The organism is Citrobacter sp. CtB7.12, assembly GCF_001297795.1.
GTDB lineage: Bacteria > Pseudomonadota > Gammaproteobacteria > Enterobacterales > Enterobacteriaceae > Citrobacter_A > Citrobacter_A amalonaticus.
Map to the genome: position 1 here is coordinate 61,771 of NZ_LIFT01000023.1, position 12,197 is coordinate 73,967.

Annotated in this window: 10 protein-coding genes; 6 read left to right on the forward strand and 4 right to left on the reverse strand. The window is 52.5% G+C overall.

Features of this window, described 5'->3' with window-relative positions; genetic code table 11:
- Nucleotides 1-340: 340 nt before the first annotated feature.
- The gene (orn, locus tag AOY24_RS20605) at nucleotides 341-886 is read right to left on the reverse strand and encodes an oligoribonuclease (RefSeq protein WP_042999177.1); all 546 of its coding nucleotides are present in this window, start codon (nucleotides 884-886) and stop codon (nucleotides 341-343) included.
- 106 nt (nucleotides 887-992) lie between these two features.
- Here orn and rsgA point away from each other — a divergent pair, with 106 nt between their 5' ends.
- The 3 genes from rsgA (at nucleotide 993) to mscM (ending at nucleotide 6,457) form a co-directional block, all read left to right on the forward strand.
- On the forward strand, nucleotides 993-2,045 hold the full coding sequence (gene rsgA / locus AOY24_RS20610) for a small ribosomal subunit biogenesis GTPase RsgA (RefSeq protein WP_044327158.1): 1,053 nt from the start codon (nucleotides 993-995) through the stop codon (nucleotides 2,043-2,045).
- Nucleotides 2,046-2,140: 95 nt separating this feature from the next.
- Nucleotides 2,141-3,112 carry an archaetidylserine decarboxylase gene (gene asd / locus AOY24_RS20615; RefSeq protein WP_042999175.1) on the forward strand — a complete coding sequence of 324 codons (972 nt, stop codon included), beginning with the start codon at nucleotides 2,141-2,143 and terminating at the stop codon, nucleotides 3,110-3,112.
- Nucleotides 3,113-3,130: 18 nt separating this feature from the next.
- Entirely contained in the window at nucleotides 3,131-6,457 is a 3,327-nt protein-coding gene (gene mscM, locus AOY24_RS20620; RefSeq protein ID WP_054177262.1) for a miniconductance mechanosensitive channel MscM, read from the forward strand.
- A 58-nt stretch (nucleotides 6,458-6,515) separates the two neighbouring features.
- Here the strand turns inward: mscM and AOY24_RS20625 are convergent, their stop codons facing one another.
- The 3 genes from AOY24_RS20625 to epmA all read right to left on the reverse strand — a co-directional run bounded on the left by AOY24_RS20625 (nucleotide 6,516) and on the right by epmA (nucleotide 8,947).
- Nucleotides 6,516-6,830 carry a YjeO family protein gene (locus tag AOY24_RS20625; protein WP_046401395.1) on the reverse strand — a complete coding sequence of 105 codons (315 nt, stop codon included), beginning with the start codon at nucleotides 6,828-6,830 and terminating at the stop codon, nucleotides 6,516-6,518.
- Nucleotides 6,831-7,541, reverse strand: coding sequence for a hypothetical protein (locus AOY24_RS20630; protein ID WP_054177273.1), 711 nt, complete (start codon nucleotides 7,539-7,541; stop codon nucleotides 6,831-6,833).
- Between the two features lie 428 nt (nucleotides 7,542-7,969).
- A complete protein-coding gene (gene epmA, locus AOY24_RS20635) occupies nucleotides 7,970-8,947 on the reverse strand; it encodes an elongation factor P--(R)-beta-lysine ligase (protein ID WP_054177263.1) in 978 nt (325 codons plus the stop codon).
- A 323-nt stretch (nucleotides 8,948-9,270) separates the two neighbouring features.
- Between epmA and frdA the strand changes: the two genes are divergently transcribed.
- From frdA to frdC, 3 genes are read left to right on the forward strand one after another with little or no spacing between them, the layout of a single operon-like run.
- Entirely contained in the window at nucleotides 9,271-11,061 is a 1,791-nt protein-coding gene (frdA, locus tag AOY24_RS20640; protein WP_042999171.1) for a fumarate reductase (quinol) flavoprotein subunit, read from the forward strand.
- Nucleotides 11,054-11,788: a fumarate reductase iron-sulfur protein gene (gene frdB, locus AOY24_RS20645; protein WP_042999170.1), complete on the forward strand. Its 735-nt coding sequence runs from the start codon at nucleotides 11,054-11,056 to the stop codon at nucleotides 11,786-11,788. The genes frdA and frdB overlap by 8 nt, the downstream gene beginning before the upstream one ends.
- A 10-nt stretch (nucleotides 11,789-11,798) precedes the next feature.
- On the forward strand, nucleotides 11,799-12,194 hold the full coding sequence (gene frdC, locus AOY24_RS20650) for a fumarate reductase subunit FrdC (RefSeq protein ID WP_042321376.1): 396 nt from the start codon (nucleotides 11,799-11,801) through the stop codon (nucleotides 12,192-12,194).
- Nucleotides 12,195-12,197 lie beyond the last annotated feature (3 nt).

Here is a 12,197-nt window from a genome sequence, read left to right on the forward strand (position 1 = left end):
CCCGACCTTGGCAAGGTCGTGCTCTACCAACTGAGCTATTCCCGCTTAATCTTCGTCTTTCATGTTGCTGCTGTGTTGGTTGCCTTGCTGCAACATGAAATGCTTTGATTAAAATTTGTTGCTGCCGTAACGCATAATTCTCTGTCGTTACGGGAGGCGCATTATACGAGAAATCCTTTCTCCTGCAACCCCTTCAAACGCAATTTTTTGTGAATTTTGTTTGAGTGACGATTTTATCAGCAAAGCGAGTAATTTAGCGGCAATCTTCGGTATACGCAAGCTTCCCGGATGTAAACTGTAGGCCGGGTAAGGTAAAGCCGCCACCCGGCATAGCCACCTTTTAAAGCTTAATAAAATTCTCACGATAGTAAGCCAGTTCCGCCACCGACTCGCGGATATCATCCATCGCCTTGTGCGTTCCTTCCTTGCTCAAACCGTCCAGAATTTCGGGTTTCCAGCGACGAGCCAGCTCTTTCAGCGTGCTGACATCCAGGTAGCGGTAATGGAAATACGCTTCCAGTTCTGGCATGTACTTAAACAAAAAACGGCGATCCTGTCCGATGCTGTTCCCGCAGATTGGCGACTTACCCGCTGGCACCCACGCTTGCAAAAATTCAATCGTCGCCAGTTCTGCTTCACGTTCACCCATTGTGCTCGCCTTCACTCGCTCCACCAGCCCGCTCCCGGTATGGGTACGCACGTTCCAGTCATCCATCAGCGCCAGCTGTTCATCAGACTGATGAACAGCAATCGTTGGCCCTTCAGCCAGAATATTCAGGTTGGCATCGGTGACCAGTGTGGCGATTTCAATTATGCGATCGCGCTCGGGATCCAGACCGGTCATCTCCAGATCAATCCAAATCAAGTTGTTTTCATTGGCACTCATGCTATTTTCCACCCCTCATACGTCACATTCTGTGTGACTACTCTCAACTAGAATTGTGTGTATCATAGATGTTTTGCCCAACATGGGCGACCAGGAGCCAGTACGATTGAGTAAAAATAAACTCTCCAAAGGCCAACAGCGCCGCGTGAACGCTAATCACCAGCGTCGTCTTAAAACGTCTAAGGAGAAGCCAGACTACGATGACAACCTGTTTGGCGAGACCGCTGAAGGGATCGTCATTAGCCGTTTTGGCATGCATGCCGACGTCGAATCTGCCGACGGTGAAATTCACCGCTGCAACATTCGCCGGACGATACGCTCGCTAGTGACCGGCGACCGTGTGGTCTGGCGTCCCGGCAAAGCGGCTGCGGAAGGGGTCAACGTCAAAGGCATCGTCGAGGCGGTGCATGAACGTACCTCGGTATTGACGCGCCCGGACTTCTACGATGGCGTAAAACCCATTGCCGCCAATATCGACCAGATTGTCATTGTCTCCGCGATTTTACCGGAGCTGTCACTCAATATTATCGACAGGTATCTGGTGGCCTGTGAGACATTGCAGGTTGAGCCGATCATCGTGCTCAACAAAATCGATCTGCTGGATGACGAAAGCATGGCGTTTGTGAATGAGCAGATGGATATCTATCGTCATATCGGTTATCGCGTGCTGATGGTCTCCAGCCACACTCAGGATGGTCTGAAACCGCTGGAAGAAGCGCTGACCGGGCGCATCAGCATCTTTGCCGGTCAGTCCGGCGTTGGGAAATCCAGCCTGCTCAACGCATTGCTCGGTCTGCAGGAAGCCATTCTCACCAACGATGTCTCTGACAACTCCGGTCTGGGGCAGCACACTACCACCGCGGCCCGCCTCTACCACTTCCCACATGGCGGCGACGTCATCGATTCCCCTGGCGTGCGTGAATTCGGCCTGTGGCACCTGGAGCCGGAACAAATCACCCATGGCTTTGTCGAATTTCATGACTATCTGGGGCTGTGCAAATATCGTGACTGTAAGCACGACACTGACCCAGGCTGCGCCATTCGTGCCGCCGTAGAGGACGGGAAAATTGCGGAAACCCGTTTCGAAAATTATCACCGTATTCTCGAAAGCATGTCGCAGGTAAAAACGCGTAAAAACTTTTCTGATACCGATGACTGACAACTAAGCTAAGCATCGCTAGAATCGTCCCCCTTTTTCAGGATCCGGCATCAACGCCGGGTCAGGAACGATAAAACAATAGCCTGGAGGCTACCTTGTTAAACTCATTTAAACTTTCGCTACAATACATTCTGCCGAAACTATGGCTCACTCGCCTGGCGGGCTGGGGCGCGAGCAAACGAGCGGGATGGCTGACTAAGCTGGTTATCGATCTGTTCGTGAAGTACTACAAGGTCGATATGAAAGAAGCGCAGAAGCCAGATACCGCCAGCTACCGCTCATTCAATGATTTCTTTGTCCGCCCACTGCGTGACGACGTTCGCCCGTTGAATACCGATCCGAACGTACTGGTCATGCCGGCTGACGGTGTCATCAGCCAGTTAGGCGCTATCGAAGAAGATAAGATCCTGCAGGCCAAAGGCCACAACTACAGCCTGGAAGCCCTGCTGGCTGGTAACTACCTGATGGCGGATCTTTTCCGTAACGGGTCGTTTGTGACCACCTATCTGTCACCGCGTGATTACCACCGCGTGCACATGCCATGTAACGGCATTCTGCGTGAGATGATTTATGTTCCGGGCGATCTGTTCTCGGTTAATCATCTGACGGCCCAGAACGTTCCAAACCTGTTTGCCCGTAATGAGCGTGTTATCTGCCTGTTCGATACGGAGTTTGGCCCAATGGCGCAAATTCTGGTCGGTGCTACGATTGTTGGCAGTATCGAAACCGTCTGGGCGGGAACCATCACGCCGCCGCGCGAGGGCGTGATCAAACGCTGGACCTGGCCTGCCGGAGAAAGCGAAGGCTCCGTGGCGCTGCTGAAGGGTCAGGAAATGGGTCGCTTTAAACTGGGCTCCACGGTGATCAACCTGTTTGCGCCAGGTAAAGTGAATCTGGTCGAGCAGCTTGAGAGCCTCTCTGTGACCAAAATTGGTCAGCCGCTGGCGATCTCCACAGAGACATTCGTTGCGCCAGTCGACGCCGAGCCTGCACCACTGCCAGATGAAGAGATCAAAGCTGAACACGACGCCAGTCCGCTGGTCGACGATAAGAAAGACGAAACCTAATAGTAGAAGGACGTTGCTGTGCGCCTGATTATCGCGTTTCTGATGGCCTGGTGCCTCAGCCAGGGGGCGTACGCTGCAACCGCCCCCGACGCCAAACAAATCACTCAGGAACTGGAGCAGGCGATATCCGCAAAGCCTGCTCAGCCTGATGTTGTTGAAGCCCTTCAGTCTGCGTTGAACGCGCTCGAGGAACGTAAAGGTTCTCTCGAACGCGCACAGCAATATCAGCAGGTTATCGATAATTTCCCGAAAATGTCCGCCAGCCTGCGCGCGCAGTTAACCAATCTGCGCGATGAACCCCGCAGCGTATCGCCGGGCATGACGACTGATGCGCTGAATCAGGAAATTCTCCAGGTCAGTAGCCAGTTGCTGGAAAAAAGCCGTCAGGCCCAGCAGGAGCAGGAACGCGCCCGTGAGATTGCCGACTCATTAAGCCAACTGCCTCAGCAGCAAACCGATGCCCGCCGACAGCTCAACGAAATTGAACGCCGTATTGGCAGCGCCACCGGCAACACCCCGCTCAACCAGGCGCAAAATTTCAGCATGCAGGCTGAATCCGCTCGCCTGAAAGCGCTGGTTGATGAGCTGGAGCTGGCGCAGTTGTCGGCCAACAACCGTCAGGAACTGGCGCGTATGCGCTCGGAACTGGCGGAAAAACAGAGCCAGCAACTGGATGCGTATTTACAGGCGCTGCGCAATCAGCTCAACAGCCAGCGCCAGCGTGAAGCCGAACGGGCGCTGGAAAGTACCGAGTTACTGGCGGAGAACAGCGCTGATTTACCGCCGGATATTGTCGCCCAGTTCAAAGTGAACCGGGAACTGTCAGCCGCGCTGAATCAGCAGGCGCAGCGCATGGATCTCGTCGCCTCTCAGCAACGTCAGGCCGCCAGCCAGACTCAGCAGGTACGTCAGGCGTTGACGACGTTGCGTGAACAGTCGCAATGGTTAGGCTCGTCTAACCTGTTGGGTGAAGCGTTACGCGCCCAGGTGGCACGTCTGCCGGAAATGCCCAAACCCCAGCAGTTGGATACTGAAATGGCGCAACTGCGCGTCCAGCGTCTGCGCTATGAAGATCAGCTCAATAAGCAGCCTCAGTTGCGCCAGCTCCATCAGGCGGACGGGCAGCCGCTCACCGCTGAACAAAACCGTATTCTTGAGGCGCAACTGCGCACCCAACGTGAACTGCTGAATTCGCTGTTACAGGGCGGCGACACGCTGATCCTCGAACTGACCAAGCTGAAGGTCTCCAATAGCCAGCTTGAAGATGCGTTGAAAGAGGTGAACGAAGCGACCCACCGCTATCTGTTCTGGACCTCAGACGTTCGCCCAATGTCATTTTCCTGGCCAATAGATATCGTGCAGGATCTGCGTCGGCTGATCTCACTCGACACCTTCAGCCAGTTAGGTCAGGCCAGCGTGATGATGCTGACCAGCAGAGATACCCTGCTGCCACTGTTTGGCGCGTTGATTCTGGTCGGGTTCAGCATTTACTCGCGTCGCCACTTTACCCGTTTTCTGGAGCGTTCTGCCGCCCGAGTGGGCAAGGTGACGCAGGATCACTTCTGGCTGACGCTGCGTACCGTGTTCTGGTCGATACTGGTGGCCTCGCCGCTGCCAGTACTGTGGATGACGCTGGGATACGGACTGCGCGAGGCCTGGCCTTATCCGCTTGCCGTCGCGATAGGCGATGGCGTCACGGCGACGGTGCCGCTGCTGTGGGTCGTGATGATTTGCGCGACATTTGCCCGGCCCAATGGCCTGTTTATCGCCCACTTTGGCTGGCCGCGCGAACGCGTGTCGCGTGCGATGCGTTATTACCTGATGAGTATCGGGCTTATCGTACCGCTAATCATGGCGCTCATCATGTTCGATAACCTGAACGATCGGGAGTTCTCTGGCTCGCTCGGTCGTCTGTGCTTTATCCTGATTTGCGGCGCGCTGGCACTGGTCACCCTGAGCCTGAAAAAAGCCGGCATTCCGCTCTATCTCGATAAAGAAGGCAGCGGCGACAATATCGTGAACAGCATGCTGTGGAACCTGATGATAGGCGCGCCGGTGGTGGCGATACTGGCTGCCGCCGTGGGTTATCTGGCGACGTCACAGGCGCTGCTGGCGCGACTGGAAACCTCCGTCGCCATCTGGTTCCTGCTGTTGGTGATTTATCACGTCATTCGCCGCTGGATGCTGATTCAGCGTCGCAGACTGGCCTTTGACCGTGCCAAGCATCGCCGCGCGGAAATGCTGGCCCAGCGCGCCCGTGGTGAAGAAGAACCGGCTCATTCAACCAGTCTGGAAGGGACCATCGACGTTGATGAGAGCGAAGTCGATCTTGATGCTATCAGCGCCCAGTCGCTCCGTCTGGTGCGCTCCATCCTGATGCTGATCGCCCTGCTGTCGGTCATTGTGCTGTGGTCGGAAATTCACTCCGCATTCGGCTTCCTCGAAAACATCTCGCTGTGGGACGTCACCTCGACGGTGCAAGGGGTTGAAAGTTTAGAACCCATTACGCTGGGCGCGGTGCTGATCGCGATTCTGGTGTTTATCATCACCACCCAACTGGTGCGTAATCTGCCTGCGCTTCTCGAGCTGGCGTTGCTACAACACCTCGATCTCACGCCGGGTACCGGCTATGCCATTACCACCATCACCAAGTACCTGCTGATGTTAATTGGCGGTCTGGTGGGCTTCTCGATGATCGGGATTGAGTGGGCGAAACTGCAATGGCTGGTGGCGGCACTCGGCGTCGGTCTGGGCTTTGGTTTGCAGGAAATTTTCGCCAACTTTATCTCCGGCCTGATCATCCTGTTTGAAAAGCCGATTCGTATTGGTGACACCGTGACCATTCGCGATCTGACAGGCAGCGTAACGAAGATCAATACCCGCGCGACGACCATCAGCGACTGGGACCGCAAAGAGATCATCGTGCCGAACAAAGCGTTTATCACCGAGCAGTTCATCAACTGGTCGCTGTCCGATTCCGTGACACGCGTGGTGCTGACCATTCCGGCCCCATCCGATGTGAACAGCGAAGAGGTGACGCAAATCCTGCTAACCGCCGCACACCGCTGCTCGTTAGTCATCGATAACCCGGCGCCAGAAGTCTTCCTTGTGGACTTACAACAGGGGATTCAGATCTTCGAACTGCGTATCTATGCCGCCGAGATGGGTCATCGCATGCCACTGCGCCATGAAATCCACCAGTTGATTCTGGCAGGCTTCCGCGAGCACGGTATCGATATGCCGTTCCCGCCATTCCAGATGCGTCTGGAAAGTTTGAATGGCCGACAAACAGGGAAAACGCTCAGTTCTGCCGGCAGAAGAAGTCGTCCGGCGGGGAGTTTGTAAATCGTTTGTACGTGTATCAGCAGAGGTTGGTTGTATTCTATCAGCCAATCTCTACTTTTTAGAGGCATAAATGATATCGAATAATAAAACGCCATAACCAAAAACTCAGCAGAGTTAACACAACAAAATATTGCCAAATACTGCGATGTTTTTTCCATATAATCACATAGAGGAAAGGGATAAAGAGAGGTAGTGTTATTATCATTCCAGCTGCGCGAATATCGTCATTTTCAATATACATCATGACATCACAGATGTTTTTAATTCCCCTTCCATCGATAAACCATTCCTTACTTTGCGTTGATAACATGGTTATCAATAAAATACAAACCACGCCTCCTATAAAATTCAAAACAAAAGCTTTCCAGTTCATTTAATTTCCTCGCAAAATCTTTTGTAGAATATCTTTCTTTTCTATAATTCGTCGGCCATATTCACTATATTCACGTTCTGCAGAGCCCGGTGATTTTCTAATCGAGAGAATAATATCTTCTTTGGCCCGTATAAGTCCGCGATTATATCTGGACCCCGCTAATATAATTTGCTCATCAGTCAGGTGAAGAGTATCAGTATCTGGATTATCATAGAGAATAAGGTCATGTAAATGGAATGCTACAACACGAATGTTAAAACTGTCATCGAGTAAGCATTGTGATAACCTAAATTGCTGAAAATGCGAAAGCGTGTTTGGGTGAATACCGATTGTTCTGGCAGCGACGCCTATCTGGATCGCGATAGAACCAACAGATGTTGCATTGGACAACTCATTGTTGTTCTTTCCCAGGATCTCTTCAATTGCTTGTCTGAATTGCAGAACGCCAACACCTTTGAATCTCTCCGGAGTTCCCCCTACTTCAGCAACCGCAACACCCGCAAGGAGTAATTCAGGTATTCGCGCTTCATAAGTATATTGTTTAATTTTTATTCGATGATATACTAACCAGGCTGTTTTGTAATACCAAAGATATGCTTTTCCTGTCATAAAATGCCAATTAGTAGGCAACGCATACCAACGGAAACAATCCCAACCATTCCAATGAGGGAAACCATATTCATCAATATCACAAAAAGGAGGCGAACTGATCACGATAACAACCCTATGATAGACCTCACTATTGAAAAGACAATAGCTCTTTCGTAACTACTCAGGATGGGATAGACATCACAATTATAAAAACGCATGTCAGCCTAACACAATCTTATTACAATAAGATATTCAAGCCATCTATAAACACAAGAAAATATATAATGCTGTTTATATATTCACACAGCGCGTTATATATAAAGAACAATATAGCTTCTGCAATTAATGTCCATCTAATGATTAAATAAATATCTTGTGTAAAATAAATATATGATGAAGTCGTTCATACTAACCATCTACAGCGACTTAACGTTGAAACCTTAAGGTAGAAGTTACAAAAATAAAATATGGGCGTTAAATATTAACTGAAAAGCATTCTTTAAAGCGGCGAGAAAAAACACGCCGCTTTGCTTTTTTGATTGAACAAGTTATGCGCGATCAACAGTAAACGCGATCACTTCCGCGAGGCTTTCTGCGCCCAGCGCCAGCATCACCAGACGATCCACACCCAGTGCGACGCCAGAACAGTCCGGCATGCCAACTTTCAACGCCTCAATCAGATTATTATCGATCGGCTGCTGCGGCAGTCCGCGCGCGGCACGCTTACGGTTATCCTGTTCAAAACGTTGCTGCTGTTCACGCGCATCCGTCAACTCATGGAAACCATTCGCCAGTTCAATTCCTTTGTAGTAGACCTCAAAACGCTCTGCCACACGGTGATCTTCCGTACTGATCTGCGCCAGTGATGCCTGGCTTGCCGGGAAGTGATACACAAACGTCGGTTTCTCTTTACCAATGTGCGGTTCAACGCCCATCGCAAACAGCAGTTGCAGTAAGGTATCGCGATCTTCTTCCGTATCAGCAATGTTGCTTAAATCCAGCTTTGCAGCAACTTCACGCAGCTGCGTTTTATCCGCAGACAGCGGATCAATCTCCAGATGACGCTGGAACGCTTGCTGATAAGAGAGGCTCTCCGCCGCCGGGCATTCCAGCACCTGCTGCAGCAAATCATCCACTTCGTTCATCAACCGGTACATGTCGTAATGGGGACGATACCACTCGAGCATAGTGAATTCTGGGTTGTGATGACGCCCCATCTCTTCATTACGGAAGCTACGGCACAGCTGAAAGACCGGACCACACCCTGCCACCAGCAGACGCTTCATGTGATATTCCGGGCTGGTCATTAAATAGAGGTTCATCCCTTGAGAGTGACCGGGGCCGACGAAACGCGTTTCGAACGGGAACAGATGAATGTCTGTGACCGTCGCCTGGCTCATGCAGGGCGTCTCAACCTCCAGCACGCCGCGATCGGCAAAGAAACGACGAATTTCCGTCATAATTGCCGCGCGTTTTAACAGGTTAGGTATGGACGCGCTCGGCTGCCAGGTTGCCGTTTCGCTCATGGTTCTTTCTCCAGTTTAAGACAAGGGCACGAAGTCTACTCGTAACGCGGCAATGAAACAAATTTTGCTCAGGAATACTCCGACACGGCTGAAGAGTTAAAAAACCGTAAAGCGATGGTTTAGTAATTAAATTAATCAAGATCACTGATAATTCCGGCCTCTGACACGCTAAAAAAATCGAACACGTCAAATTTCCCACTCATCGCAGAGACTATACTGTTGTACCTATAAAGGAGCAGTGGAAACGCATTCGCACCCCACCTGTTTCAGGGGTTTTACCCGAAATATGTGGTGGCGAAATTACAATAATCTGGAGGAATGTCGTGCAAACCTTTCAAGCCGATCTTGCCATTATAGGCGCCGGTGGCGCGGGATTACGCGCTGCAATTGCCGCAGCGCAGGCAAATCCTAATGCAAAAATCGCACTGATTTCAAAAGTGTACCCAATGCGCAGTCACACCGTGGCTGCTGAAGGGGGCTCAGCTGCTGTCGCCCAGGATCATGACAGCTTCGACTACCATTTTCACGATACGGTAGCGGGCGGAGACTGGCTGTGTGAACAGGATGTCGTGGATTATTTTGTCCACCACTGTCCTACCGAAATGACCCAACTGGAACAATGGGGCTGCCCGTGGAGTCGTCGCGAAGACGGCAGCGTCAACGTTCGTCGCTTCGGCGGGATGAAGATTGAGCGTACCTGGTTTGCTGCGGATAAAACCGGCTTCCATATGCTGCATACCCTGTTCCAGACTTCTCTGCAGTTCCCGCAGATCCAACGCTTTGACGAACACTTCGTCCTCGATATCCTGGTCGATGATGGTCATGCTCGCGGCCTGGTAGCGATGAACATGATGGAAGGCACGCTGGTCCAAATCCGTGCTAACGCGGTAGTGATGGCGACTGGCGGCGCAGGCCGTGTGTATCGTTATAACACCAATGGCGGCATCGTGACCGGTGACGGCATGGGCATGGCACTGAGCCACGGCGTTCCGCTGCGTGACATGGAGTTTGTTCAGTATCACCCGACCGGTCTGCCGGGTTCCGGTATCCTGATGACGGAAGGCTGCCGTGGTGAAGGCGGTATTCTGGTCAACAAAAACGGCTACCGTTATCTGCAGGATTACGGCATGGGTCCGGAAACTCCGCTGGGCGAGCCGAAAAACAAATATATGGAACTCGGTCCGCGCGACAAAGTTTCTCAGGCTTTCTGGCACGAATGGCGTAAAGGCAACACCATCTCCACGCCGCGTGGCGATGTTGTACATCTCGACCTGCGTCATCTGGGCGAGAAGAAACTGCTGGAACGTCTGCCGTTCATCTGTGAACTGGCGAAAGCCTACGTGGGCGTCGATCCAGTGAAAGAACCGATTCCGGTGCGTCCGACCGCGCACTACACCATGGGCGGTATCGAAACCGATCAGAACTGCGAAACCCGCATCAAAGGTCTGTTTGCCGTCGGCGAATGTTCTTCTGTGGGTCTGCACGGCGCGAACCGTCTGGGCTCTAACTCTCTGGCTGAGCTGGTGGTCTTTGGCCGTCTGGCAGGCGAGCAGGCGATGGAGCGTGCAGCGACAGCGGGCACTGCTAACGACGCCGCCCTTGACGCACAGGTTGCCGGCGTTGAACAACGTCTGAAAGACCTGGTCAACCAGGAAGGTAACGAGAACTGGTCGAAGATCCGCGACGAAATGGGGCTTTCGATGGAAGAAGGTTGCGGTATTTACCGTACACCGGAACTCATGCAGAAAACCGTGGATAAGCTGGCCGAACTGCAGGAGCGCTTCAAGCGCGTTCGCATCACTGACACCTCCAGCGTATTCAATACCGATCTGCTGTACACCATCGAGCTGGGTCACGGCCTGAACGTCGCTGAGTGTATGGCGCATTCCGCGCTGGCGCGTAAGGAATCACGCGGCGCACACCAACGTCTGGACGAAGGTTGCACCGAACGTGACGACGTCAACTTCCTCAAACATACTCTCGCCTTCCGCGATGCTGATGGCACGACTCGCCTCGACTATAGCGACGTGAAAATCACCACGCTGCCGCCGGCAAAACGTGTTTACGGTGGCGAAGCGGAAGCAGCCGATAAGAAGGAGAAGGCTAATGGCTGAGATGAAAAACCTGAAAGTTGAGGTGGTGCGTTATAACCCTGAGACCGACACCGCGCCGCACAGTGCTTTCTATGAAGTGCCTTATGATGAAACCACGTCACTGCTGGATGCGCTGGGCTACATCAAAGATAACCTGGCGCCAGACCTCAGCTATCGCTGGTCCTGCCGTATGGCGATCTGCGGCTCCTGCGGCATGATGGTCAACAACGTGCCGAAACTGGCGTGCAAAACCTTCCTGCGTGATTACACCAACGGTATTAAGGTGGAAGCGCTGGGTAACTTCCCGATTGAGCGCGATCTGGTCGTCGATATGACGCACTTTATCGAAAGTCTGGAAGCAATTAAGCCGTACATCATCGGTAACCCGCGTACGCCGGATCAGGGACCAAATATCCAGAGCCCGGCGCAGATGGCGAAGTATCACCAGTTCTCTGGTTGCATCAACTGTGGTCTGTGCTATGCCGCATGTCCGCAGTTCGGCCTGAACCCTGAGTTCATCGGACCGGCTGCAATTACCCTGGCGCATCGTTACAACGAAGATAGCCGCGACCACGGTAAGAAGGAGCGTATGGCACAGTTGAACAGCCCGAACGGCGTATGGACCTGTACTTTCGTGGGCTACTGCTCCGAAGTTTGTCCGAAGCACGTCGATCCGGCGGCTGCCATTCAGCAGGGTAAAGTAGAAAGCTCGAAAGACTTTCTTATCGCTACCCTGAAACCACGCTAAGGAGTGCAACATGACGACTAAACGCAAACCCTATGTGCGGCCGATGACGTCCACCTGGTGGAAAAAATTGCCGTTTTATCGCTTTTACATGCTGCGCGAAGGCACAGCCGTTCCGGCAGTCTGGTTCAGCATTGAGCTGATTTTTGGCCTGTTCGCACTGAAGCATGGTGTCGAATCCTGGGCGGGCTTCGTCGGTTTTCTGCAAAACCCGGTGGTGGTGATCCTCAACGTGATCGCCCTGGCGGCAGCACTGCTGCACACCAAAACCTGGTTTGAGCTGGCGCCGAAAGCCGCCAACATCATCGTAAAAGACGAAAAAATGGGGCCAGAGCCGATCATCAAAGGTCTCTGGGCGGTTACTGTGGTGGCGACCGTAGTCATACTGTTTGTTGCCCTGTTCTGGTAAGGA

Excerpts from the sequence above, each read along its gene's own strand:
- orn (WP_042999177.1), bottom strand. The coding sequence starts at position 886 with ATGAGTGCCAATGAAAACAACTTGATTTGGATTGATCTGGAGATGACC.
- AOY24_RS20625 (WP_046401395.1), bottom strand. The coding sequence starts at position 6,830 with ATGAACTGGAAAGCTTTTGTTTTGAATTTTATAGGAGGCGTGGTTTGT.
- epmA (WP_054177263.1), bottom strand. The coding sequence starts at position 8,947 with ATGAGCGAAACGGCAACCTGGCAGCCGAGCGCGTCCATACCTAACCTG.
- frdB (WP_042999170.1), top strand. The coding sequence starts at position 11,054 with ATGGCTGAGATGAAAAACCTGAAAGTTGAGGTGGTGCGTTATAACCCT.
- frdC (WP_042321376.1), top strand. The coding sequence starts at position 11,799 with ATGACGACTAAACGCAAACCCTATGTGCGGCCGATGACGTCCACCTGG.